The 23,265-nt window shown below is 58.4% G+C and carries 21 protein-coding genes; 8 read left to right on the top strand and 13 right to left on the bottom strand.

Features of this window, described 5'->3' with window-relative positions:
• Positions 1 to 116 precede the first annotated feature (116 nt).
• The 3 genes from CU048_14750 to CU048_14740 all read right to left on the bottom strand — a co-directional run bounded on the left by CU048_14750 (position 117) and on the right by CU048_14740 (position 4,610).
• A complete protein-coding gene (locus CU048_14750; GenBank protein QBR72329.1) occupies positions 117 to 1,079 on the bottom strand; it encodes a GDP-fucose synthetase in 963 nt (320 codons plus the stop codon).
• Between the two features lie 9 nt (positions 1,080 to 1,088).
• Complete coding sequence (gene gmd, locus CU048_14745) at positions 1,089 to 2,147, bottom strand: GDP-mannose 4,6-dehydratase (GenBank protein ID QBR72328.1); 1,059 nt, start codon at positions 2,145 to 2,147, stop codon at positions 1,089 to 1,091.
• 132 nt (positions 2,148 to 2,279) lie between these two features.
• The gene (locus CU048_14740; GenBank protein ID QBR72963.1) at positions 2,280 to 4,610 is read right to left on the bottom strand and encodes an NADP-dependent malic enzyme; all 2,331 of its coding nucleotides are present in this window, start codon (positions 4,608 to 4,610) and stop codon (positions 2,280 to 2,282) included.
• 193 nt (positions 4,611 to 4,803) lie between these two features.
• Here CU048_14740 and CU048_14735 point away from each other — a divergent pair, with 193 nt between their 5' ends.
• From CU048_14735 to CU048_14705, 7 genes are all read left to right on the top strand, one after another.
• Entirely contained in the window at positions 4,804 to 5,664 is an 861-nt protein-coding gene (locus tag CU048_14735; GenBank protein ID QBR72327.1) for a pantoate--beta-alanine ligase, read from the top strand.
• Between the two features lie 100 nt (positions 5,665 to 5,764).
• Positions 5,765 to 7,015 carry an MFS transporter gene (locus CU048_14730; GenBank protein QBR72326.1) on the top strand — a complete coding sequence of 417 codons (1,251 nt, stop codon included), beginning with the start codon at positions 5,765 to 5,767 and terminating at the stop codon, positions 7,013 to 7,015.
• Between the two features lie 2 nt (positions 7,016 to 7,017).
• Complete coding sequence (locus tag CU048_14725; GenBank protein QBR72325.1) at positions 7,018 to 7,323, top strand: acylphosphatase; 306 nt, start codon at positions 7,018 to 7,020, stop codon at positions 7,321 to 7,323.
• Positions 7,324 to 7,350: 27 nt separating this feature from the next.
• Complete coding sequence (locus CU048_14720) at positions 7,351 to 7,563, top strand: ferredoxin (GenBank protein QBR72324.1); 213 nt, start codon at positions 7,351 to 7,353, stop codon at positions 7,561 to 7,563.
• On the top strand, positions 7,560 to 8,858 hold the full coding sequence (locus CU048_14715; protein ID QBR72323.1) for an FAD-dependent oxidoreductase: 1,299 nt from the start codon (positions 7,560 to 7,562) through the stop codon (positions 8,856 to 8,858). The genes CU048_14720 and CU048_14715 overlap by 4 nt, the downstream gene beginning before the upstream one ends.
• Positions 8,859 to 8,865: 7 nt before the next feature.
• Entirely contained in the window at positions 8,866 to 10,134 is a 1,269-nt protein-coding gene (locus CU048_14710) for a cytochrome P450 (GenBank protein QBR72322.1), read from the top strand.
• 436 nt (positions 10,135 to 10,570) lie between these two features.
• Positions 10,571 to 12,232, top strand: coding sequence for a hypothetical protein (locus CU048_14705; protein QBR72321.1), 1,662 nt, complete (start codon positions 10,571 to 10,573; stop codon positions 12,230 to 12,232).
• A 12-nt stretch (positions 12,233 to 12,244) separates the two neighbouring features.
• Here CU048_14705 and CU048_14700 read toward each other — a convergent pair whose 3' ends face one another.
• From CU048_14700 to CU048_14680, 5 genes are all read right to left on the bottom strand, one after another.
• A complete protein-coding gene (locus CU048_14700) occupies positions 12,245 to 13,297 on the bottom strand; it encodes a hypothetical protein (GenBank protein QBR72320.1) in 1,053 nt (350 codons plus the stop codon).
• Positions 13,298 to 13,328: 31 nt separating this feature from the next.
• Entirely contained in the window at positions 13,329 to 14,531 is a 1,203-nt protein-coding gene (locus CU048_14695) for a hypothetical protein (GenBank protein QBR72319.1), read from the bottom strand.
• A 43-nt stretch (positions 14,532 to 14,574) separates the two neighbouring features.
• Positions 14,575 to 15,462, bottom strand: a complete 888-nt coding sequence (locus CU048_14690) for an efflux transporter periplasmic adaptor subunit (protein QBR72318.1) — start codon at positions 15,460 to 15,462, stop codon at positions 14,575 to 14,577.
• Between the two features lie 161 nt (positions 15,463 to 15,623).
• Positions 15,624 to 15,833 (bottom strand): cold-shock protein, encoded by a 210-nt coding sequence (locus tag CU048_14685; GenBank protein QBR72317.1) that lies wholly within the window; start codon positions 15,831 to 15,833, stop codon positions 15,624 to 15,626.
• A 305-nt stretch (positions 15,834 to 16,138) separates the two neighbouring features.
• Positions 16,139 to 16,516, bottom strand: a complete 378-nt coding sequence (locus CU048_14680; GenBank protein ID QBR72316.1) for a hypothetical protein — start codon at positions 16,514 to 16,516, stop codon at positions 16,139 to 16,141.
• A gap of 325 nt (positions 16,517 to 16,841) precedes the next feature.
• On the opposite strand from CU048_14680, the gene CU048_14675 reads away from it, so the two are divergent.
• Positions 16,842 to 17,054 carry a hypothetical protein gene (locus CU048_14675; GenBank protein QBR72315.1) on the top strand — a complete coding sequence of 71 codons (213 nt, stop codon included), beginning with the start codon at positions 16,842 to 16,844 and terminating at the stop codon, positions 17,052 to 17,054.
• 47 nt (positions 17,055 to 17,101) lie between these two features.
• On the opposite strand, the gene CU048_14670 is transcribed toward CU048_14675, so the two are convergent.
• The 5 genes from CU048_14670 to CU048_14650 all read right to left on the bottom strand — a co-directional run bounded on the left by CU048_14670 (position 17,102) and on the right by CU048_14650 (position 23,128).
• Positions 17,102 to 19,324 (bottom strand): adenylate/guanylate cyclase domain-containing protein, encoded by a 2,223-nt coding sequence (locus CU048_14670; GenBank protein QBR72314.1) that lies wholly within the window; start codon positions 19,322 to 19,324, stop codon positions 17,102 to 17,104.
• 175 nt (positions 19,325 to 19,499) lie between these two features.
• Positions 19,500 to 20,411, bottom strand: a complete 912-nt coding sequence (locus tag CU048_14665) for a hypothetical protein (GenBank protein ID QBR72313.1) — start codon at positions 20,409 to 20,411, stop codon at positions 19,500 to 19,502.
• Between the two features lie 9 nt (positions 20,412 to 20,420).
• Complete coding sequence (locus CU048_14660) at positions 20,421 to 21,896, bottom strand: hypothetical protein (protein QBR72312.1); 1,476 nt, start codon at positions 21,894 to 21,896, stop codon at positions 20,421 to 20,423.
• A gap of 216 nt (positions 21,897 to 22,112) precedes the next feature.
• Positions 22,113 to 22,562, bottom strand: a complete 450-nt coding sequence (locus CU048_14655) for a hypothetical protein (GenBank protein ID QBR72311.1) — start codon at positions 22,560 to 22,562, stop codon at positions 22,113 to 22,115.
• Complete coding sequence (locus CU048_14650) at positions 22,520 to 23,128, bottom strand: hypothetical protein (GenBank protein QBR72310.1); 609 nt, start codon at positions 23,126 to 23,128, stop codon at positions 22,520 to 22,522. Before CU048_14650 ends, CU048_14655 begins: the two co-directional genes overlap by 43 nt.
• Between the last annotated feature and the right edge of the window lie 137 nt (positions 23,129 to 23,265).

Here is a 23,265-nt window from a genome sequence, read left to right as displayed (position 1 = left end):
GGAGATTTCAGGCTTGTCTTGGCCCAGGTTTAAACCGGGAGCCTTGATACAGCAAAGCTATTTGCAAGTCACGGCGAATGGTCAAACCTGGGGTCCGCTCCTCGAAGACTTGCTTGTCAGGTGTCTGCAAGTTCGCTTTGGGTGCTGACAAACCATCGGTAGACTTCGGAAATGCCCGCTTCAAGGCTGGTTTTCGGCCGCCAGCCCAGGGCTGCCAAACGGCTTGAATCCATGATTTTTCGGGGCGTGCCGTCGGGCTTTGCCGGGTCGAAGACGAGACTGCCTTCAAATCCGACAACCCGGCTAATCGTCTCGGCAAGCGTGCGAATCGTAACGTCGGACCCCGCGCCGCAATTGATCGGTTCGGCGCTGTCGTAACGATCCATCAGGAACACCACGGCATCGGCCAGATCGTCAACATAAAGAAATTCCCGCAACGGCGTACCGGTACCCCAAACAACGACGTCCCTTTTACCGGACATCTTGGCCGTGTGAAATTTACGAACCAGTGCGGGCAGAACATGGGCGGTCTCGAGATCGAAATTATCGTTACGCCCGTAAAGGTTGCATGGCATGATCGAGATGTAATTGCGCCCATGCTGCTTGCGATAGGCCTGACACATTTTCAGTCCTGCGATCTTTGCGATCGCATACCATTGGTTGGTCGGCTCGAGGGCGCCGGTCAAAAGCGATTCTTCCTTGATCGGCTGGGGCGCGAATTTCGGATAGATGCAGGACGAGCCGAGAAAAATCAGCCTTTCGACTCCCGCCAGATGCGCGGCGTGGATGACATTTGTCTCGATGGCAAGATTGTCGAAGAGGAAATCCGCAGGATATGAATCATTGGCCAGAATTCCGCCGACCGTCGCAGCCGCCAAGATAATCGCGTCCGGCCTGGTGCGTGCGACGAATTGCCGAACCGGTTCCTGTTCGCGGAGATCGACATCCTTGCGGTCGACGGTGAGGACATCCACGTCCTCCCCTGCGAGACGGCGCAGAATAGCCGAGCCAACCATGCCGCGATGACCCGCGACCCAAATTCGCGGCTTGGCTCCCAAGCCGGCCAAGAGATTAGTCATGAAATCTCCTCAAACGCGGCCACGTTTCTTCATTACGACCAGGTCGCTCGCGACCATTTCCGCCACGAGCTGCGGAAACGTCGTCGAGTGCTTCCAGCCGAGCTTTTTGAATGCCTTGCTCGGATCCCCCAGAAGAAGATCGACCTCCGTGGGACGGAAGTAACGCGGATCGATCTCGACGAGGCTCCGGCCATTTTTTGCATCGAAGCCGCGCTCCTCGACACCGGTGCCCTTCCAGCCAATCTCGACACCGATTTCGGCAAAGGCCCGCTCGACAAATTCGCGCACGGTGTGAGCCTCGCCGGTGGCGAGGACATAATCGTCGGGCTCTGCCTGCTGCAGGATGCGCCACATGCCGTCGACGTAATCGCGAGCGTGACCCCAATCGCGTTTGGCATCGAGGTTTCCCAAGAAGAGCTTGTCTTGAATGCCTAGATGAATGGCCGCGACGGCCCGCGTGATCTTTCGCGTCACAAATGTCTCGGCACGGGTTGGTCCTTCATGGTTGAACAAAATGCCGTTCGACGCATGCATCCCATAGGCTTCACGATAGTTGATCGTAATCCAATAGGCATAGAGCTTGGCGGCTGCATAGGGCGAGCGCGGATAAAACGGCGTTACCTCATCTTGCGGAATGGCCTGCACCTTGCCGTAAAGCTCCGAAGTCGACGCCTGATAGAAACGCGTTTTCTGGCTTAGCCCCAAAATTCGGATGGCTTCGAGAAGACGAAGCGTACCGAGCGCATCGGAATTGGCGGTATATTCCGGCGTTTCGAAACTCACCTGAACGTGACTTTGCGCGGCAAGATTGTAGATCTCGTCCGGCTGAACTTCCTGAACAATGCGAATGAGGTTGGTCGAATCCGTGAGGTCGCCGTAATGCAACAGGAAATTGACATCGGCCTCGTGCGGATCATGGTACAAATGATCGACCCGGTCGGTGTTGATCAACGACGACCGTCGCTTCACGCCGTGGACCGTATAATCCTTGGACAGAAGAAGCTCGGCGAGCAGAGCCCCATCCTGACCCGTGATTCCGGTGATCAAAGCCACTTTTTTTGATGTCATGTGCAACAAACACCCCAAACTGCGTCCGGCTCGCAAGGACGACCCAATGCTCTCGATATATCAACGCATCAGGAACAAAAAAGCAATGTTCAAACCGCGTTAGGTCGGCACGTTAAATTGTAAGCACTTGAGTCAAGAGTCAAACATTCCCGCAAGGCCAATTGGTGGCGTCACGACGGCTCGATTTTCGTCCTGCGCATCGGCAACGGAAACAGCCGTCATGTTGACGACACCCCGCGTCGTCACAGAATGCGTCAGAATATGGGCTGGTTTGGCGGCTCCGATCAGGATCGGGCCAATCGGCAAAGCATCGGCCATCATCTCGGTCATGGCGTAGGCAATATTAGCTGCCTCAAGATTGGGCATGATAAGCACATTTGCTACGCCTTTCAGTCGCGATGAAGGCAGGATTCCATCACGGACAGCTTGCGACAGGGCCGTGGCAGCCTGCATCTCTCCATCGACTTCGAGATCCGGCGCGCGTTCGCGCACAATGGCCAGAGCCCGGCGCATTTTCTTTGCGGACGGCGCATCGTCCGAGCCGAAATCCGAATGGGAGACCAGGGCGATTTTTGGCTCGAGGCCAAATCTTCGAACGTGACAAGCGCACATCAAGGTCATTTCGGCGACCTCCTCGGCGGACGGGTCGCGACGGACATGGGTGTCGGCGAGGAAAAACGCACCCTTGTTGGTGATCATCAGGCTCATCGCCGAGAAATCGGTGGTCCCCGGAACAAGCCCGATAATGTCCCTGATATAACGCAGCCTCGAATCAAAGCGGGCGTCGAGCCCACAGAGCATCGCATCGGCATCGCCCCGTTTGACCGCGATCGCTGCGATCACCGTCGAATTGGTCCGTGCCAAGGTTCGCGCGCTGGCAGGGGTTATGCCGCGGCGCCCGGCCGCGTCGAGAAGGGTTGCGACATAATCCCGATAACGCGGATCGTCATTGGGGTCGATGAGTTCAAAATCCCGTCCCGGTCTCACCGACAGGCCGAACCGCTCGAGGCGGGTCGCGATCACCTCCGGCCGCCCGATCAGAATGGGCTTCGCAATCCCCTCCTCGACGACGGTTTGGACCGCGCGAAGTACCCGCTCGTCCTCTCCTTCCGCATAGATTACTCGTTTTGGGCAAGCCTTGGCGGCATGCATCACCGGCTTCATGATAAAGCCGGAACGGAACACAAAACGCGAGAGCGTTTCTTCATAGGCGGCAAAATCGGTAATCGGCTTCTTTGCGACGCCCGTCTCCATCGCCGCCTTTGCGACGGCTGGTGCAATCCGCAGAATGAGGCGCGGATCGAAGGGCGAAGGAATGAGACTGTCCTTGCCATAATGCCGAGGCTCGCCCCCATAGGCCTTGCCAACGACATCGGAGGGCGGCTCATGCGCCAATTGCGCGATGGCCCGCGCCGCCGCAAGTTTCATCTCTTCATTGATGGCGGAGGCACTCACATCGAGAGCGCCACGAAAAATATAAGGAAAGCACAGCACGTTGTTGACTTGATTGGGATAGTCCGAGCGCCCGGTGCAAATCATCGCGTCCGGTCGCGCCTCGAAGGCCGCGGCCGGTTCGATTTCGGGGTTTGGATTTGCAAGCGCCATGATGAGCGGTCTTGGGCCCATCTCCTTGACCATCTCTTGCGTCAAAACACCGCCCGCCGAAAGCCCAAGAAACACATCGGTCCCGCCAATGACATCCTTGAGCATACGGGCATTGGTGTCCCGCGCATAAATGGCCATGCGTTCATTCATTAAAGCCTTACGGCCGCGGTAGACGACGCCCTCGATATCGGTCACAAAAATATTTTCCGGCTTTGCCCCAAGGGTCACCAAAAAATCGAGGCAGGCCAGGGCGGCCGCGCCGGCGCCCGAAGTGACGATCTTGATGGTGTCAATGGATTTACCGGAAAGTTCCAGGGCGTTGAGAATCGCGGCGCCGACGATGATCGCGGTCCCATGCTGATCGTCGTGAAACACCGGAATCGACATGCGCGCGCGGAGCTTGCGTTCGACCTCGAAACACTCCGGCGCCTTGATGTCCTCAAGATTGATCCCGCCAAACGTCGGCTCCAACGCGGCAACGATATCGACCAGTCGGTCGACATCATTCTCCGCGACCTCGATATCGAACACGTCGATCCCGGCGAACTTCTTGAACAGAACCGCCTTGCCCTCCATCACGGGCTTGCCCGCAAGGGGACCGATGTTGCCAAGCCCCAGGACAGCGGTCCCGTTGGTGATGACGGCGACGAGATTTTGCCGCACGGTCAATTCGGCCGCTGTGGCGGGATCTGCGGCAATCGTCAGACAAGCCGCAGCGACGCCGGGCGAGTATGCCAGCGCAAGATCGTGCTGCGTGCCAAGCGGCTTGGTCGCCACGACCTCAAGCTTGCCGGGCCTTGGCGAGCGATGATACAGGAGCGCGCTCGACGCCAAATCCGGCGTGATGGAATCGACCATGAAACCGGCTTTCAGTGAGAACTGCGGATTGGGATAACCGGACCTTGGCATGAAGTCTACCGGGCAAGCGAACCTCATCCCCCGGTTGCAGGGCTGACCCGTAGCCAAAGCGTGACGAAAATGACAAAAGCGGGTCCAGACCGCAGCGCCAAGCTTTTAGGCGCCGTGGCGGATGTTTAGCATGAGGCAGAGCATGAACCTATCCGCGGCTCGCCCGGCCATTGTCAATGACGTGGCCAGCTTGCGATCAAAAGTTGCAGACTGGCGGCGAGCCGGTCAAACAATCGCGCTCGTGCCGACGATGGGCGCCCTTCATGAGGGCCATATTTCACTGGCACTTCACGCCAAGCGTCACGCGCACCGCGTGGTCATGTCGATTTTCGTTAACCCCACGCAATTTGCCCCATCTGAAGATTTCGGCTCATATCCGCGCAGCCTTGAGGCCGATGCAGAAAAATTTGCGGCGGCCCAAGGCGATCTGGTCTTCGCGCCGAGCATCCCGGACATCTACCCCGCAGATTTCGCAACACTGCTCAGCATGACCGGCCCCGCGACGGTCGGGCTCGAAGACCGCTTTCGGCCAACGCATTTCTCCGCCGTCGCAACAATCGTGGCGAAACTGCTCAACCTCTGTCGGCCCGATGTCGCGATCTTTGGCGAAAAGGATTATCAGCAGCTCAAAGTTGTAACGCGAATGGCGCGAGACCTCGATTTCGAGACCATGATTTTGGGCGTGCCGACCATTCGCGAAAGCGATGGGCTCGCACTGTCCTCGCGAAATGTCTATTTGTCAGCGCAAGAGCGTGCATTGGCGCCAACACTCCATGCCGCACTCAAACGCTGTTCTTTGGAGATCCGCCGAGGTGGAGACCTTACAACCGCGCTTGAGACCGCTCGGGCTGAAGTAGCGGCTGCTGGCTTTCTCATCGATTATGTTGAAGCACGCCATGCAGAGAGCCTGGCCCCCATCGCCTCACGCGTGGAAGGGCCGATCCGGCTTCTTGCCGCCGTCAAACTTGGGAAAACCCGGCTTATCGATAATATCGCCGTATAAGCGGTGATCTGGAAGTGCCGCGATTTTTTCGAGCAGATTGCAAAAATATATGGCAGGTTGACCCGCGAGATCTTCGACATAGGCGACCTTCGAGGCAAATATGCTGAACGCGCTTCGTTCGCTCTCGCCCACACAGCGCAACGCTGTCCTGGCTAGCTACCTCGGCTGGACCCTCGACGCCTTCGATTTCTTCATCCTCGTGTTTGTGCTGAAGGATGTCGCGCAAACATTCGGAACCGACGTCACGACGGTCACTTTCGCAATTTTCCTGACGCTGGCGGCGAGACCCTTCGGAGCGCTCTTGTTCGGACTGGCGGCCGATCGCTATGGGCGCCGCACGACCCTGATGATCGATATTCTGCTTTTCACGGCCCTGGAATTTGCCTCCGGGCTGGCGCCGACTCTCTCGGTCTTCTTGATCCTGCGGCTTGCCTTCGGCGTGGCGATGGGCGGCGAATGGGGCGTTGGGGCGGCGCTTGCAATGGAAACGATTCCCCCGCAAACGCGCGGATTTGTGTCCGGGATCCTGCAGGCCGGCTATCCAAGCGGCTATCTTCTCGCCGCGATCGCTTATTTCTTTCTCTTTCAATTCGTCGGCTGGCGCGGCCTCTTTATGGTCGGTGCCCTCCCCGCGCTCCTCGTCGTTTATATTCGAGCCAAGGTTGAGGAGTCGCCGGCATTCTTGGCGCGTACGGCGCAACCTCTCACGGCAACCTTGGTACCGCCGCCGCAACGGCTGCGGGTCCATGCCGGACGCTTTTTCTATGTCGTTGTGATGATGACGGCTTTTACTTTCCTGAGCCACGGGACGCAGGACCTCTATCCCACCTTCCTGCAAGTGCAACATCATTTCTCGCCGCAAACCGTCGGTTTGATTGCAATCATCTACAATGTCGGTGCCATCCTCGGGGGAATCCTATTCGGAGCGCTCTCGGAGCATATTGGCCGGCGGCGGGCAATCGTGATCGCGGCGCTCTCGACTCTCCCAGTCATTCCTTTCTGGGCCTATGGAACAGGCCCGATCGCCCTGGCGGCCGGTGCTTTCTTCATGCAGTTCGCGGTGCAAGGCGCTTGGGGCGTCGTTCCCGCCCATCTCAATGAGCTATCGCCGGAAGAGCTACGCGGCACCTTCCCCGGCTTCGCCTATCAGCTCGGTAATTTACTGGCCTCCGCGAACGCCACTCTTCAAGCGGCCATAGCGCAAGCCAATGGCGGCAATTACGCTTTCGCGCTTGCCGGCGTCGCCACGATTGTTTGCGTGACACTTGCGATCCTGACCGGTTTCGGGAGCGAGGCGCGCGGCGTCCAATTTGCCGGTGCCCCGGCCGATCCCGCAAAAAGAAAGAATTGAGCATGACCGGCGCGAAATGGATCGTGCGCGTGAGGATTGGCGGCAGAGTCCAAGGCGTGGGCTTTCGCGCCTGGACCGAAAAGGAGGCCAATGCGCGTGGGATCGAAGGTTGGGTCAGAAATCGCTCGAACGGCGAAGTCGAAGCTCTGTTTGCCGGGCCACGCGACGCCGTCGAAGCGCTTTGCGCGGCATGTTGGCGCGGCCCCGCACACGCATGGGTGGAGAGCGTTGAAATTGTGGAAGCGGATGCAGCCACCCTGGGGGGACGCAGCGTGGGATCAGGCTTTCGTCAGATTGCCACGATCTAGTCTCACGAAGCGTGCTGAAGGGTGCCCATGAAAATCATTGTCGATTTGAACCGCTGCTTGGCCTATGCCCAATGTTGTTTTGCGGCGCCCTCGAGCTTCAAGCTCGTCGGCGATGAAATCCTTGTTTACGATCCGGCACCCCCGGCTGAGGTCCGCGACGATATTCTGCGCGCGATCCACGCTTGTCCGGTCCAGGCGATCAGTATCGATATAGAAGATGCAGAGGTTTTGGAGAGGTGAGCGACGCCGGGGAACGCGCGCATATTTTGATCGTCGGCGCCTCGCTGGCGGGCCTGCGCGGAGCCGAGGCGCTTCGAAGAAATGGCTTTCGCGGCAAGCTCACGATCATCGGTGACGAACCGCATCGGCCTTACGACAGGCCGCCGCTTTCCAAAAGCGTTCTGACCGGCACGCTGAACACCGACCATCTCGATCTGCCCAATTTGTTTCGCCTCGATGCCGAATGGCGGTTAGGCAAAGCGGCCATCGGTCTCGATCCCAATGCGCGCGAGGTCACACTCGACGATGGAGAGCGCCTCGGATTCGACAAGCTCCTGATTGCGACCGGCGCGCGGGCGCGGCCCTGGCCGTATCTTGAAGAAGCGCGGCTCGCAGGCATTTTTACCCTCCGTACTCGGGACGACGCACAAGCGCTTCGGTCCGCGTTCGACCGAAAGCCACGCCGCGTGCTAATCGTCGGCGCAGGCTTCAACGGTTGCGAGATCGCGTCGTGTTGCTGCGACCTCGGGCTCCCGGTCACTCTCGTCGATCCCTATCCGGCACCGCTCGCCGGCGTCATGGGTTCCGCGCTCGGCGCGATTTTGGGCGCGATCATGCTGGAACAAAATGTCGAATGGCGCGGCGGTTCCATGGTCACTCATCTCGAAGGCGACGGCAAGGGCCGGGTTCGCCGCGCCGAACTCTCCGATAAGACCATAATCGACACCGATCTCGTCGTGATCGCCACCGGCGCCCTCCGCAACATTGAATGGCTGCGGGATGCAAAGCTCCAATCCAGCGGGCTTGGCGTCATCTGCGATAAATTTTGCCGCGCTCTGCACGAGGATGGCACGGTCGCCGCGGATATTTTTGCCGCCGGCGATGTCGCACGCTGGCCGCATCCTCTCTATGACGACAGAATTGTATCGCTCGAACATTGGGGAAATGCGGTGGAACAGGCCGGCGTTTGCGCGCATAACATGCTGGCGCCGCCGGGCAACCAACACCCCTACGTCTATCTGCCCGCCTTCTGGTCAAGCCAGTTCGGCATCAATATCAAATCGGTCGGCCTTGCCGATTTCGCCGACCGACTGATGTTCGTGCAGGGCAGCCGCAAGGAACGCCGGTTCGTTGCCCTCTTCGGGCGCGAGCAACGAAGCATTGCGGCGTTTTCGTTCAATTCTGCGCGCTGGCTTCCGGCCTATGCGCAGCGCATCGCCGAGCGTGCCCTTTTTGCGCCGCTCCAAGGGGGCTCTGACCAGCCCGACCTCATCACCATGGCGCCCGGCTTTCCTTCAAGCCTCGCTGGAGCATAGCGAAAAGATGGTAGAGACGCTTGTCAGGGAAAGTACGAACCAGACTCTGTTCGCGGAAGTCCTCGACCCGATCAATCGTGCCGATCCCTATCCTCTGTATGCGCGCCTGCGCGAAACGCCCATTTCACGTCAAAGCGACGGGACTTATGTCGTCAGCACCTTTAAGGAAATTCGCGGCCTGCTTTACGACCCGAGGGTGAGTTCGGACAATCTTCCAAAACCGCAGCATGCAAAGACCGGCAATCCGATCAAGGACTTCATCACGAACAAGATTAAGGACTGGATCATTGAAAATCACCGGCCGTTGATTTTTCGCGATCCTCCTGATCATGATTTCCTGCGCCGGCTCATCGTCGGTCAATTCGGCCCGGAACGCGTTCACTCCATGCATGGCCAAATCAGCGCGATCGTCGAAGACTTGATTGGCAAAATGCAGGGGCGAAATGAAATCGACCTCGTCGGCGATTTTTCCTATCCGCTCCCGGTTACCGTCATCTGCGAACTTTTGGGTGTGCCGCGCGAGGACGAGCAGAAGTTTCAGGGCTGGGCCTCGACACTGGCCGGGGTCCTCGATCCAGATCAATTGACCAGCGAGGAGGACCTTCTCAAAGTCATCGCCGATTACGACGCGATCACAGACTATCTCGGCGCTCTCATCAGGGCGAAACGCAAACGCCCAACCGATGATCTTTTGTCCGGCCTGGCAACGTATAGGGACAAAAAGCTCGGTCGAATGGGCAAATATGATCTCATCGCCACGGCTGTCCTTCTTCTGGTGGCCGGGCATGAGACCACTGTCAATCTGATCACCAACGGGATGCTCACGCTCTTGCGCCATCGCCCCTATTTGGAGCGATTACGCCAGGATCCGGGCCTTGCGCCGCGCCTCGTCGAGGAGCTGCTCCGCTACGAGCCGCCCGTCCATTTCCGCACCCGCAAGACGCTTGGCGCCATCGACATTGCCGGAACGATGATTCCAGAAGGGGCGCCCCTAGTCCTTTTGTTTGCCTCGGGCAGCCGAGATCCGAATCGCTTTGCGAACCCAGACCGCTTCGATCCCGATCGAGTCGACAACCAGCATTTTGGCTTTGGCGGCGGCGTTCATTATTGCATCGGCGCCCCTCTGGCCAGGATCGAAGCCGAAGCAGCGCTTGTCGCCCTCGCCAAGAGACTGATCGACCCAAGCCTCGTGGTCGATCCGCCACCCTATCGCCGGGGCGCATCCCTGCGGGGACCGGAGCATCTGGCGATCAAAATCGCGGGGATCACCGCTTAGGTTCTGGCCTGCATGGCAAGAAGCCAGCGAGCATGCTAGAGCTTCCGTTCGCTGAGCTTTTATGGCGCCGTAAAGTCTTTGTTTGCACATGGCCTTTATCGCGAGATAGTCAGCTTCGCGGATCATGCTGAGAGCGGCCCAAATTGGGGAGACGACATATGCGACGGATTGCGCTTGCCTTGGCAGGTCTTCTCTTCGGGTCTCTGTTCCTTGCTGGTTGCGACAAATGCGGTGAGCCGATCCGATTCAATGTGCCGAGCCTGCCCAACGCCTGCTACGACGCCCCCAAGGAAAAATGAATCCTTGCCGCGCGGCCTGTGGCTCGTTTGCCATACAGGCAGCAATTGAGCCGCCTGAGAGCGCTTAAAACTTGCCTTTAACGATCAATATATGAATTCATTATTTATCAATTTAAGCATTTTCGGAGACCCCGAACATGTTGGCAAAATGCATTTCAAGAGCATTGCTTAGCTCGCTCTCAACGTTGGTGGTTGCCTTTTTCCCGCAAATCACCAAGGCGGCCGACCTACCGGCAACTCCTGTCTTCGTCGCTGTCGGCGTGAACTGGGATGGTTTCTATGCCGGCATTCATGGCGGTCTCGCCAAGGGTTCAGCAGTCTGGAGCCACCCCACTGGTTATTTCACGCGACCGCCTTCGGACGTCTCCGGCCGGGGCCCGCAGGAAGGCCTCTTCGGCGGCCTGCAATTTGGCTATAATCGCCAATCCGGCGCCATGGTTCTCGGCATTGAGGGTGATGTCTCGGGCGGCCCTCTGGATGGTAATACCGTCTGCGGCGCGACCGTAGCATTCGGCGGCACCGGTGACCCCTGCCATGCCCGTACCAATGTGATGGCGAGCATCACCGGCCGAATCGGTTACGCGGCCGGACGAGCATTATTTTACGCCAAGGCCGGCGGGGCCTTCGCCAACGAGCAATATGATGTGATCAATCCGGTCTTCGCTCCGTTGACTCCCGCGCAGCAAAGTGCTGGCCGCTACGGCTGGACGCTCGGCGCGGGACTCGAATACGCACTCGGCGGAAATTGGTCGGCGAAGGCCGAATATGACTATTATAATTTCGGTACGCGAACGGTCAGCTTCGCGATTCCGCTTTTCCCCGGCTTCAGCAGTTTTCTGATCAACCGCGATCAACATCTCGCCAAATTCGGTTTGAATTACCGGTTCGCCGGCGAAGGCGCGGATTTGTCGGCCCCCGCTCCCGCATTCGTGGGCGACCTCACCGGAGAATTCGGCGGCCGTGTCGGCTTCTCAAATGGGCGCTTCCACAAAAATCTGTTCGACCCATTCAACCAAGCTCAACTTAATTCTCGCTTGACCTGGGTCGGTCAGACCGGCATTTCGCTGGAGAGCTTCGCGCGCACCGATCACATTTCCGGCGTCTTCGCCAAGGGCTACGTCGGTGGCATCGACCTCTTGGGCAGCCACATGAACGACGAGGATTTTCCGCCGGCAGAGGTTCCATACTCAAACACGATCAGCTCAACGAAAAATGGGCGCGATTTCTATGCGAGCGCCGATGTTGGCTACTCCTTCTTGCGCGGCGAAGGCTGGAAGCTTGAAGGCTTCCTTGGCTACCATTATTATGCGCAACGCATGAACGCCTTTGGTTGCAACCAGATTTCCGGCGGCGTCATTTGCGCGCCTCCAGGAAATGCGCCTGCGAATGCCTTGACACTGAGCGAGACCGAGCATTGGCAAGCCGCGCGTGTCGGGATCGGCGGCGATATTTTTCTTACCGACCGGCTGAAGTGGCAGGCCGAAGCCGTGTGGCTGCCTTACATGTCCTTCAATGGAAAGGACAATCACTGGCTTCGGGCGAATATCAACCCGCTGAACGAAAGAGGCCATGGCTTCAACGGCTACCAGTTTGAATCCATTTTGTCTTATGCGCTCACGGAACGGGTCGATGTCGGGATCGGAGGCCGCTACTGGCAGTTCTTTGCGCAGCACGGCTCCACCAATTTCCCGGGTAGTCCTCCTTCGCCGGAGAGATTCACGTCATCGCGTTATGGCGCGTTTGTCCAGGCTTCCTACAGGTTCGGCGATGTGCCCGCGCCGGTGGTCGCCAAATATTGAGGTCTGTCGAGCTTACTCGGGTGCGTCCTCAATCGGGTCATAGCCCTTCACGTCAAAACCGAACAAGTCGAACGAACTCTGCATATGTGGCGGCAAGGGCGCCGTGACGTCGAGCGTCCCGCCTCGGGGATGTGGCAGGATCAGACGGCGCGCCAAGAGATGCAGCTTGCGTTCGACCGCGTCAGGAATTGAGCGCAACGGATCGCTGCGGCGCGGATCGTTTACCGGCTTTGTGCCGTACTTCGGATCGCCGATGATGGGATGGCCGATGGCCTCTGCATGGGCACGCAATTGATGGGTGCGGCCGGTGATGGGTTTGAGCGAAAGCCAAGCCAAGCGCGACGCCACTTTGTCGACAATCGCGTAATAGGTCACGGAATGGCGGGCGTCTTCGTCGCCATGTTGGGCGACCCGCATTTTTTCCAATTGCCCGCGCGCTTGTGGATTGTGCCGGGCCGGCCGGGCATCCTCCATTCCGGGGCCCTTCGCCAAATAGAGGGAAATGCGGCCTTGCGCTGGCTTGGGAACGCCTTCGACGAGGGCCCAATAAATTTTTCTGGCCTGACGCGAGCGGAATATTTCGCCGAGATCGGCGGCGACAGCCCTTGTTTTGGCGACAAGCAATACGCCCGAGGTATCCCGATCGAGACGATGCACCAGCATCGGCCGGTCGCCCCGTTCGTTCGGCATGGAAGCGAGCATCCCGTCGATGTGCCGTGTTGTTCCCGATCCGCCCTGCACGGCAAGCCCAAAAGGCTTGTTGAGGACCATCAGATCACGGTCTTCATACAGGATCATGTCGCGCAAAGCGCCTTGATCGGCTGGCGAAATTTCCGGGCGCGGCGGCGCAACCGCCGCCTCAAGCTTCAAGGGCGGCACGCGGACGCTCTGGCCCTTTGCGAGGCGAGTCGCCGTCTTGACCCGCGCACCATCGACACGCACCTCGCCTGTGCGGACGATCTTGTTCAGATGCGACAAGGATAGCATGGGCATGCGCCGCTTGAACCATCGGTCCAGCCGCATCCCTTCTTCATCCTCGCTGACCTCGAATGTCTGCACGCTCACCAAACAGGTCCTCCCAAAAGTGCGCAGGCGATTAGCAAGACAAAATTTCCGATGCACCGGATTTCGGCCTGCGGCGCAGCGAAATCCATTCCCAAGCGGCAACAATGACGAGAACCAGTGTTGTTAGCGTGCCAAGGGCCAAGGGCGCAAGCGTCGACGCCACCGGAACAAGAGGGACAAGCATCAAGAGCCCGGCGATGTGCGACAGCGGCGGACGACCGCAAATGGCCCGTTTGAAAAACAGATTTCCGAGAAGATAAATTGCCGGCCCGCCGAGAATGGCTGCGATGACTCCCGGTTCTGAAACTCCGCTCGGGTGGATGAGCACGAGATTGTCGGCAACCGCCGCAACGATAATCCCGGCAACGATCAATAAATGGATGTAAGTGTAGACCAGTCGGGCCAGCCGCCCTGGGTTTTCGGAGGTGGCGATCACCTCGCTGCCTCGCTGCGCGCCGGTGTCGAAGTAAAGCCACCACATGGCGATACTGCCGACCAATGCGGCCAAAAACGCGGCAATCGCTTCGGGGGTCCACGCCAAGCCGGCGAACGCCGCTCCAGCGACCAAAACGGATTCGCCAAGCGCAATAATGATGAACAGCGAACATCTCTCCGCCATATGTCCGCCCTCCACATCCCAGTCGCCGCTCGTCGAGCGACCGAGCCAAGGCGTCCAGAATCCCAGCGAGGGCGAGACATATTCGAGGCTCAAGGCCAAAGTCCAAAGGGTGAGCCTCGCGCCGTCATCAACGCTGGCGCCGATAATCCAGATCGCCCCGGAAAGCACCAACCATGAGGTAATCCGCTGGAAATTGCGCGTATTGCCCGGATTGGAATCGCCAAGCGCCCACAGCATGAAGACCGAACGCCCGACCTGCATGGATACATAAGCCGTGGCGAAGTAGATGCCCTTAGCCCCAAAGGCCTCCGGGATCGACGCCGAAAGCATCAACCCGGCCAGCATCATTGCAAACAAGAGGAGCCGAACCGGTGTCCTGTCCGGGTCGAGCCAATTGGTGACCCAGGCGGTGTAAATCCACGCCCACCAGACCGCCAAAAACAACAGCAACGTCTGGATCGCGCCTTGGACCGTCAGGGTCGTCAATAAGGAATGGGACAGCTGCGTGATCGCGAAGACGAAAACCAAATCGAAAAAGAGTTCGACATTGGTCACATGCGCATGTTGCTCCGCGTGCCGGGAGCGCAGGAAAGCGCGTCGAGCCCTTGGCGTCATTGAGCCAGCCTCGCAAAATCCGCGGAAAAGCGGGAACCAAAACCTAAGGCGCCGGTCTGACGACCTCGCCCTCGCGCAGGAAAGATCCGGCGCGCGCCACAACCGTGTCTCCGGCGTTTAGGCCAGCCAGGATTTCAGCATCCTTGCCGTCCAGAAGGCCGACCTTCACCTTCCTGGTCTCGACCTTATCGTTCCGCACGACCTGCACCACCGAGCCTTCCGGTCCGTAGAGGATCGATGCCAGCGGCACTGCGGTCCCACAGCTTTTTTCCAGGTCGATCGAGGCCGTCGCGAATGCCCCGGGCACAATGCCCTGCGCGCCGCGCACCTCGAAGCGAGCGTGGCCGAGCTGAGTCAATGGATCGATTTCCGGAAGAATGCTTCGCACGATCCCGGAAAATACATCTCCACTTAATGTTTCTATCCGTGCCGCCTGGCCGGTCTTCACCTTGGCAAGGGCAATCTGAGGAATTTCAGCTTCGAATTCGAGCTCGCCATCGCGAATAATGCTGAACATCGGCGCGCCACGCGAGGAAGCCGGCATTCCAAGGGCCAGCTGTCTTCGGACCAGAATGCCTTTCGCCGGCGCGGTTATGGTTACCTTGGTGGGCGTACCTGGCATCCATCCGGGCCGCGTCAGTTGAGCAAGCGCCTGACCCACGCTCACTGTGGCTCCGTCGTCAACAAGGATGCTGGCTAACTGCAACCCCTCGACATTGGGCCGGACCAAAATCTCTTCCCGTGGGATGATGGTTCCGTTCAATTGCAGATTATCGACAAAGCAAGCGCTTTTGGCTTTCACGACGCTCACGGCCATGCCCGTCGCCACGGCGGCGGAGTCCGCTGCGCGTGAGAACGGCATCGGTGCAATGAGAAGAATTGAAGACAGCAAGAGGCCGAGCGGCCTTCTGTGCGGGCAAGAGAATCTCATGGAGTTTCTCCCCCGGCATCAAGCGTGATCTCACGCCCGGTTTCACCCCGCAACGTCGTCATGGTCGCGGTTCTACAGGCATGCCGCCGATGGCGATAAACATGCAGTGTCATGCGTTAAGGGAGGGTCCTTCCAAACCGACGAAGTCCCTCCCAGATTATTTAAAGGGCCTTGATATTGACGGCAGAGGTCTTTCCCTTTTTGGGGTCGCGCTCTTCGTCGAACGACACCTTCTGCCCTTCATTCAGATTGCTCAGACCGGCGCGCTCGACGGCGCTGATATGAACGAAAATATCGGCTCCGCCGCTATCCGGCTGAATAAAACCAAATCCCTTTGTTGCATTGAACCATTTCACGGTGCCGTTTGGCATATGACTCTCCAAATGTGACGGTCGCGCTGTCATGCGCGTCAAACGGCGGACAACCCAATGTGTTCGTCGACCTAGATGATCGGCTGGTTTAGCCATATTGGTGGTGGATATCAAGCTTGAATCCCATCACGTAGCGCGCTGACGGGGATAGAACGCTTTTTAAGGAAAAAGGCCGACCTTGGGTTCGATCACATTTCGTCCCCGAGGCCGTGGTTGGATTTCAATATATCACGCGAAAATCCAGCCAAAGCGGATCGGTCAAACAGCAAGCCTGAATGTGGTTTTTCCTCAATGATCCGGCGGGTTTACTTCGAAGGCAGCACGCGTTCGAACGCGGTTACACCATCGGTTCCCGATTCGATCAGATCGAACCGGTTTGGAGAGGCTTCCGACAAAGCGGCCGTGTAAATTTTGCCATTGCTCAGCTTAACCCAGAGCGTGGCACTATAATCCACCGAATATGTTCCCTTCGCCTCGACACCACCCGATTCAGCTGGGCTCGCGGACGGATTTGCTGAGCTTACGATCGTTTTGTCGGGACGAAAGTCGAGGCGCCAGGGCTTGTGTCGCGCCTGCCATTCGCCGGCGAGTGGGACACTGACGATATTGACCGTGCCCATGATCTGCCTTGCGCCCAAGGCAACCAGACCGAGGAGGCCCAGCGCACCGAGGGTAATGATCATCCGGCTCACAGGGACCCCGGACCCCGGTCGTTTCGTCGGCGGGTCGGCTGATATTTTATATCCCATTGGATTTATCCAATCGTTTTTCTTGTTGAAGCGTCGCCCACCAAACAACCCTCGACACCGGGCAGCCGTTATATGGACAACCAGCAAGCCAACCTCAATAGGCTCAAAAACGTCGTGGCGTAGCCGGGCTCACGGCTGAACAGACATGAGGAACAGACGCAAGCGTCTGTCTCGATTTAGCCTCCCCGCCGCGCTGTGAGAGAAGCCTCCCTCGTCAGCACCCAGCCCCAGGAGTTAGCTGGGTCCGAGATGGCTTTTTATGATAAGCGTTTGGCAAAAGGGAGGACGGACCGTGCAATTAGAACTATGCCTCTTTACCTTGCCGACCGGCACAAAGGTCGCCGTAAATCCTTTGTTCATTCGCTTATTGCGCGATACCGGCAATGGCAATGTAACAATCGTGTTCACCGAGAGCCACGAAATCATTGTGAAGGGAGATATGGCCAGCGTCATGTCCCAACTCAAGTCGTGAGGAGTGTCGCGAGGGCCCGGATTTAAGCGAACCGGACAGAATGAGCGTCACTTCTCGGTCATGGCGTAGGCACCATCCCAATCGTGGTTGAGCGCTGCATCGCGCAGGTTCTGGATGCGCGCGGCAAACAACGCATAATAAGAATCGAGGGCCGTGACGCCGGCCTTTCGACATTGCGCGACGAGGGTTTCGCATTCGTCCCAGTTTTGCGCCCGGTAGGCGTGCAGGAACTTTTCATGAAGCGGCCGCAGCCGCATTAGGTCCGGCTCGCCGCAGCCCAAAACGTCAAGAAGTGCAAAAACCCGCGTGGGTCTCGCCCGGCCCTTCACTTGGATCAGATCGAGCTCGAGGATGCCGAGCGAAGGGCACCGATTGACCGTCGCCTCGCCCGCCACCACCGACAGACCGTAGAGCTTGGCCAGACCTTCGAGCCTCGACGTGACATTGACCTCATCGCCGATCGCCGAATAGTCGAAGCGCTGCTCACTGCCGAGATTGCCGACGCAACAATTGCCGGTGTTGATGCCGATCCCGATCCTGATTTCGTCGAAGGTCCGGCCGACCGCCATCGCCCGCTCCTTCCATTGTCGATTGAGGTCGGCGATTTTGCCGACGATTTCGATCGCGGCGCGACAGGCCCGCTGGGGATGGTCGCTCACGTCGAGCGGCGCGTTCCAGAAAGCCATGATGCCATCGCCCATATATTTGTCGATGGTTCCGCGCTCCCTCAAAATAATATTGCTCAGCGGCGTCAAAAGCTCCTGAACGAACATGGTGAGTTCGCTGGCGGTAAGTCCTTCTGAAATCGACGTGAAATCCCGTACGTCGCAAAACATCAGTGTGAGTTCGCGAACCTCGCCACCGAGTTCAAGTTTCGCCGGATCGGCAATAATCTCCTCAACGACCGCCGGTGCGAGATAGCGGCTGAACGCAGTGCGGATTTCACGGCGTTGCCTCTCCACCTCACGGTAGACGGAAAACGTCATGCCGGCGGTGAGCATCAGCAAGGCGAGCGAGGGATAAAGGGGATCGAACAGAAGATTCCAATAGCGGTAGGAAATCCATCCGGTGACAAGAACCGCGAGGGGTAGGATGGCGCCAAGGCTTGCTGCGAATGCTGGGGAAAGCCGAGACATGGCAAGCGCCATCAATAAGCCCAAGGCGACGATCAGCAATTGCTCGGCCGCCACGGCATAGTCAGGGCGGGTCAGCGTGCGGCCCGCGAGAATATGTTCAAGGACTTGCGCCTGGATCTCGACACCGGGCAAGGCGGCATCGAGAGGCGTTGCCCGCAGGTCCAGCAAACCGGGCGTGCTGGTGCCAATAAGAATGATCTTGCCCACGATCTCTTTTTCGTCGACGTCGCCGGCGATAAGTTTCCAAGCCGGGATGAAGGCAGAGGGATTGCTCTGACGAAATTTGAGGGCCAGGGCACCCTCTTCGTCAGTGGCGACATCGAGATTGCCGATGCGCACATGATTGAGACCGGTGTTTTGCCCAAAGGCCGTCTCGCCGCTGGCATTCGACGATTTGAGCACATAGGTCGAAGCATCCTGAGCCACCCTTAAAGCCTCCGCCGCGAGCGAAGGAACGATTTGGTCACCGAGCCGGAAAAACAGCGGCACGCGCCGAACCACCCCGTCGCGAGCAGGAAATAGATTTGTTGCGCCGAGACCCTTTGCAGCGCTGCTCAGCAAGGGCAGATTGCCGTCGACGCCGGAGTAGGCCCGCAGAAAGGCTTTGGGGTCGTCGCCGGCGAATACGAAGCCGGCCTTTGGGGTGAACAGCTCGGACTCCGGTCGGTTCGTCAATATGATTTGCAGCACGCTCGGCGCCGCCTTGAGGGCTTCCGCGAACAATTCATCATTCGTCGAAGAACCGGCTTTGCTGCGCAGTTCGCTGGCTTGATCGGGCGGTAGATGTTTTACAACTTCCTCGAAAGAGGTGCGATCCGGCTCCGCGAAAACGATATCGAACGCAATGGCCGCAGCGTTGCGTTCGTTGAGCCGGACGACGAGGTCGCGCATGGTCGTTCGCGGCCATGGCCACTGTCCGAATCGCGCAATAGATTCTGGATCGATGTCGACGATACGGACCGGAAGCTCTGGATCGTAGGATTGCGGCGCCAACCGCTGATAGGCGTCAAAGGCAATCAGGCGCAGCGCCTGGACGAAGAACGGATCGGCCCCGCGCACGACGACCGCGAGCAGCAGAAATCCGCATACGAGCGGGAAAAATAATCGGCTGATGCGCGTTTTTTGGCGTCGCAAGACTTACTGCCTGTCTTCGAACTCCGGGGAGACAGCATAGCAAGAAATCACCGGCAAGCATGAATCTCAATCGCACTGATCCCCGTAATGAGGGCGATCGCCGCTCCTTCACAAGCTGAGCCACCGAGTGCGATCTCGGCTGGCGGCGCCGCTTCAATCGGCATCCGCCGCCTTGCTATGGCGACACTTGCGGATCGCGAGGCGGAGGGGGCGGTGGAGGCGGGGGTGGGGGCGGCGGTTCTGGCGACGGGCGTGGGAAGGGATTGACTTGCCTCACAGCCGCCTTTTGCGTCGCCTGCAGAATTGTATCGAAGACGAAGGTTTCGACATTGGTGGTCTGCTGCTGGATCGATCTGCTATCCGGCCCAACGTTACCGGACAATTGGCTGATCCCGAATTGGCCGACCAGGGCGTCGGTTGGAATCGACGTCGCTCCGCCGTTCTGTCCCGGTTGGCTCGTCAGAAGCGCGAGATAGTGATTGACCTCAGCCTGGGACGCGCGTTGCGGATCGGTCGGGCAGGTGTTCTGGTTGGCGAGAGAAACAGCAAAGCCCGTGCGCCGGATGGTGACGGAGCCGCAGGCATTGGTGATCGTGATCGCGCCGAAATGATTGATGACCCGCGTACCCTCCCGTCCATGCGCGATCGTCGCCGTGCCTCCGCGAATTCCAATCGTCGCAACCGGGGTACTGACCGTGGCGGCGCCTTGGTGGCTCAGCCGTCCGCCGACAAAGCGAAGGACCCCTTTGGTCAATGACGTTGCCATTTGGCCCGTGCCTGAGGCGGGATCGTAAATAAATTTATCGATCACAAGATTGCTGTTCGGACCGACATTGAGGGTGGTCTTGTCAATGAACAGAAGTTGAGCGGTCCCGCTCGCTGTTGTTTGGACGCGTTCGTCATGCACGATCGGCGCCCCAATTCGCAACACGCGCGTTTGCCGGCCCGGCGGCGTGCTTTGGGAAAGCGGATTGACCGCGGCGGCAGCGCCAACTTCCTGGGCGACAGCCGGCAAACCCGCAAACGCGGTGCCGGCCATCAGCACTGCAGCAGTCCATGCGACCAGCGGGTTATTCTTGAACGCCATGTTGCTTTCTCAAAAACTGACCGTGGGACCCAGCGTGACCGAAAGATCTTCAAACGTATTCCCGGGAATATTCGAGTTGAATGTACGGTATTGCACCTGCACGCCAAGCCCAAACCGGTCATAGATCGGAACATCCAGCCCTAGGCCCAGTCTCCATTCCAGATCGTGTTCTCTTGTGAAGGGAGAAAACGTCGGGTCGGGCTGTCGGTATTGCCACTGCGCAAAACCAAAGGAAGGTGTCACGATCCAGCTCCGTCCTCCCCAAGGGGACGGAACCGTGCTGGGAAATAAAATGTCAAAGCCATATCGGTCGTAGCTGTACCAGGGAAAGGCATCGTCGCTATGGTTGTAGGCGAGTTTAGCCTGCCAGCGCACTCCCGAAAATATCTGTCCTCCGCCTTGCAGAGCATAGGTCGAAAGTGTCCCATTCAGCCCTGACGCCAGCGGGTAGAGGCTGGAGTTACGATACCCCATGCGGCGGAACTCAATGTAAGGATCAAGCGCGACACTCGCCAAATCGAAATGCATCGTAACGCCACCGCCGATGCTTCCGAGATAGGGCTCACCTCCAAGTGCCACCCCCGTCGCAACGATGTAGGGCTTGATCGAGGCGCCGTTCAAAATCTCCTGGAAGACGCCGAAGCGAGGACCGGCGCGAACCTCGACGAACCCCGCGTCGACCGCGGAGACCTTAAATTGCTGCGCATCATAGCCAAGGATACTGGCCTCGAACACATCTCCTTGCTGATTGCCGAAGTCGTGGACATAATTCAGCGCGACAATCCCGAACCAGTTCACGTCGGACTGAGGCGCAAACTGGCTATTGAGGGGCCGCGTCGCGCCGAGCAAGGCTTGTTGATTCGAGCCAAGGCTGGCGTTCGACTGAAAACGGAGCCCCGTCTGAGCACTTCCGCTCCATTGGTCCGGCTGCTGCTTTTTATCGATCTTGTCGAGGAATTCCTGGGCGCGCTGCGTCAGATCCGCGGTGGCGTCGGGAGAAGATTGGGCGGATTCGAAATATCCGCGCGCCATCTCGTAGGAGCCGAGGCGAAAGTAGAGCGTCCCTAGCTCAAACCGCACCCGAGACAAATTGCGGTTGAAAAACAGCAGCCGCTCGAGCGCGCCGATCGCGGCTTCGATATCCCCTGCATCCTTGCTGGTCACCGCATATTGCAGCGTCGCGTCCAGATTGGACGGTTTGCTCAGCATGGTCTGGAAAAGGAGATCTCCGCCAAGGGGCTCCGGCGCCGTTTGAGCGCAGACGGACGTGCCCGAGAATCCGGCGATCCCGAGGAGCACGATCGCCCAGGCTTGAACTGCAGCTCGCACGATCGACCAGCCCAATTCACCGCTCCTTGAGAACGCCGGAAAAAATTCCATTGCATGATCGCGGGCGCTTCGTAGTCCGGCAATGGCTCCAGCGAAGGCAATGCCATCCGAAAGACTTAACAAGGTCAAGACGAGTCGCGATATGGGCGGGCCCATAGATTACAATCTGGACCCGTGTGTCATCGCGGCCACAAGTGGCGCGGTTGTTCTTTAGATAACTGTGATTTTGATCTAAATCGTCAACGCCTTGCGATGAAACGGCTTTATCCGTAAGGCTGCCGCAAAGGCCGCAAAAGAGGCCTCAAATAGCTAGCCTGTTGGCCCCGCCCTTCCCGCGCGCCTATCAGCGATGCGACCGCCATGCTCCGCGACTCATTGGCCGCCGCAGGAGAGGTCTCCTTCTTCGCAGTTCAATTGCGCTTCGAGATCTGCGATGCGTTGGCTGGTGAGGCGGCTCTTGCAATTCAGCAGGACCAATGGGTGAACGGAGCCATCGACGGTTCCAAGGGTTTCAAAGGCGCATTCCCGATCGCGGTAATCGATCCAAGCCTTCTCTGCGTCCCGGAGATGGGCCTGTCCTGACGTCGAGATCTTGGTCATCAGACTTTGGTAAATCTCGTTCAGCTTTTTGTCGGTCGCCGCAAAATCTTTTGCGGCCTCCTCGTTCAACTCCATCTGGCTCTGGGCGAACGCCGGCGCAAAAAGGGACAAGGCCATCGCGGCGCCAATGCCGCGTGAAAGCATGCGATTCATCTTCGGCCTCATCGATTGGGTTTCACTTACTTGGGACAATGCAAATAGTCCGATTGGAGACGTTGCCATGTCGCCGCCGCGTCAAATTTATCCGATAACGCGCCCTCATAAGGGTCGCCCAGGAACGCCTTCATGCCATGCAGGATCATATATTTCGGCTCATAGTCGGGGGCGCCCATCTGACGAATCTTGACGCAGAGCGGCTCCAGCAATTTCGGGCTCTTTGAGATGCGCTGGAACATCGCGAAAAATTGCGACTTTTTTTTCTCTGGCACGTTCGCGAATGTGTCGCTGATCAACACTTCTCCGGCTTGGCCCGCCGTCTCGTCCGTGACCCTCTCTGCATCGAAACGCGCATATATGCCGGCGAGAGCAAATAATTCGACCGCCATTTCGAATTTATTCTGATCGATGCATTCCGAAATGCCCTTGTATAAATCGGCCGGGGTGAGGTTGTTTTTCGCGTCCGCCAGGGGAATACAGCCCACCGGATTTGTCGCGGCCAGACTTCCCTCAACCCTGTAATTTGTAACGTTCCCGTCCTTCTCTTCTATGATGTTTGGTTTTGCGTGGTCTTCGGCAAATGCCGCAGCGGGGGCCAGCCAGAGCCACGCAAAGAGGATTTTCGCAAACATGGGGGGCCTCGGAGAGTGTAGGGCTGCGCTGCAGGAATCGACGGAGGATGCTGAATCAGCAGTATTTTTTGACTCTACCCAAAAACTAGTCCCGACGTGAGGTCCCCCTTGCGGCGCGGAGCGATTTGCCTGCGGCG

It is taken from the genome of Beijerinckiaceae bacterium (genome assembly GCA_004564215.1).
GTDB lineage: Bacteria > Pseudomonadota > Alphaproteobacteria > Rhizobiales > Beijerinckiaceae > Methylocapsa.
Note: the sequence above shows the minus strand (reverse complement) of the source record. Positions and strands in the feature narration are given on the sequence as shown.

What these genes read in the sequence shown, in the direction of transcription:
- CU048_14695 (QBR72319.1), bottom strand. Translation starts at nt 14,531, where the DNA reads ATGACGCCAAGGGCTCGACGCGCTTTCCTGCGCTCCCGGCACGCGGAG.
- CU048_14735 (QBR72327.1), top strand. Translation starts at nt 4,804, where the DNA reads ATGAACCTATCCGCGGCTCGCCCGGCCATTGTCAATGACGTGGCCAGC.
- CU048_14685 (QBR72317.1), bottom strand. Translation starts at nt 15,833, where the DNA reads ATGCCAAACGGCACCGTGAAATGGTTCAATGCAACAAAGGGATTTGGT.
- CU048_14710 (QBR72322.1), top strand. Translation starts at nt 8,866, where the DNA reads ATGGTAGAGACGCTTGTCAGGGAAAGTACGAACCAGACTCTGTTCGCG.
- CU048_14655 (QBR72311.1), bottom strand. Translation starts at nt 22,562, where the DNA reads ATGGCAACGTCTCCAATCGGACTATTTGCATTGTCCCAAGTAAGTGAA.
- CU048_14740 (QBR72963.1), bottom strand. Translation starts at nt 4,610, where the DNA reads ATGGTCGATTCCATCACGCCGGATTTGGCGTCGAGCGCGCTCCTGTAT.
- CU048_14730 (QBR72326.1), top strand. Translation starts at nt 5,765, where the DNA reads ATGCTGAACGCGCTTCGTTCGCTCTCGCCCACACAGCGCAACGCTGTC.
- CU048_14750 (QBR72329.1), bottom strand. Translation starts at nt 1,079, where the DNA reads ATGACTAATCTCTTGGCCGGCTTGGGAGCCAAGCCGCGAATTTGGGTC.
- CU048_14680 (QBR72316.1), bottom strand. Translation starts at nt 16,516, where the DNA reads ATGATCATTACCCTCGGTGCGCTGGGCCTCCTCGGTCTGGTTGCCTTG.
- CU048_14705 (QBR72321.1), top strand. Translation starts at nt 10,571, where the DNA reads ATGTTGGCAAAATGCATTTCAAGAGCATTGCTTAGCTCGCTCTCAACG.
- CU048_14725 (QBR72325.1), top strand. Translation starts at nt 7,018, where the DNA reads ATGACCGGCGCGAAATGGATCGTGCGCGTGAGGATTGGCGGCAGAGTC.
- gmd (QBR72328.1), bottom strand. Translation starts at nt 2,147, where the DNA reads ATGACATCAAAAAAAGTGGCTTTGATCACCGGAATCACGGGTCAGGAT.
- CU048_14665 (QBR72313.1), bottom strand. Translation starts at nt 20,411, where the DNA reads ATGGCGTTCAAGAATAACCCGCTGGTCGCATGGACTGCTGCAGTGCTG.
- CU048_14675 (QBR72315.1), top strand. Translation starts at nt 16,842, where the DNA reads ATGATAAGCGTTTGGCAAAAGGGAGGACGGACCGTGCAATTAGAACTA.
- CU048_14690 (QBR72318.1), bottom strand. Translation starts at nt 15,462, where the DNA reads ATGAGATTCTCTTGCCCGCACAGAAGGCCGCTCGGCCTCTTGCTGTCT.
- CU048_14660 (QBR72312.1), bottom strand. Translation starts at nt 21,896, where the DNA reads ATGGGCCCGCCCATATCGCGACTCGTCTTGACCTTGTTAAGTCTTTCG.
- CU048_14650 (QBR72310.1), bottom strand. Translation starts at nt 23,128, where the DNA reads ATGTTTGCGAAAATCCTCTTTGCGTGGCTCTGGCTGGCCCCCGCTGCG.
- CU048_14720 (QBR72324.1), top strand. Translation starts at nt 7,351, where the DNA reads ATGAAAATCATTGTCGATTTGAACCGCTGCTTGGCCTATGCCCAATGT.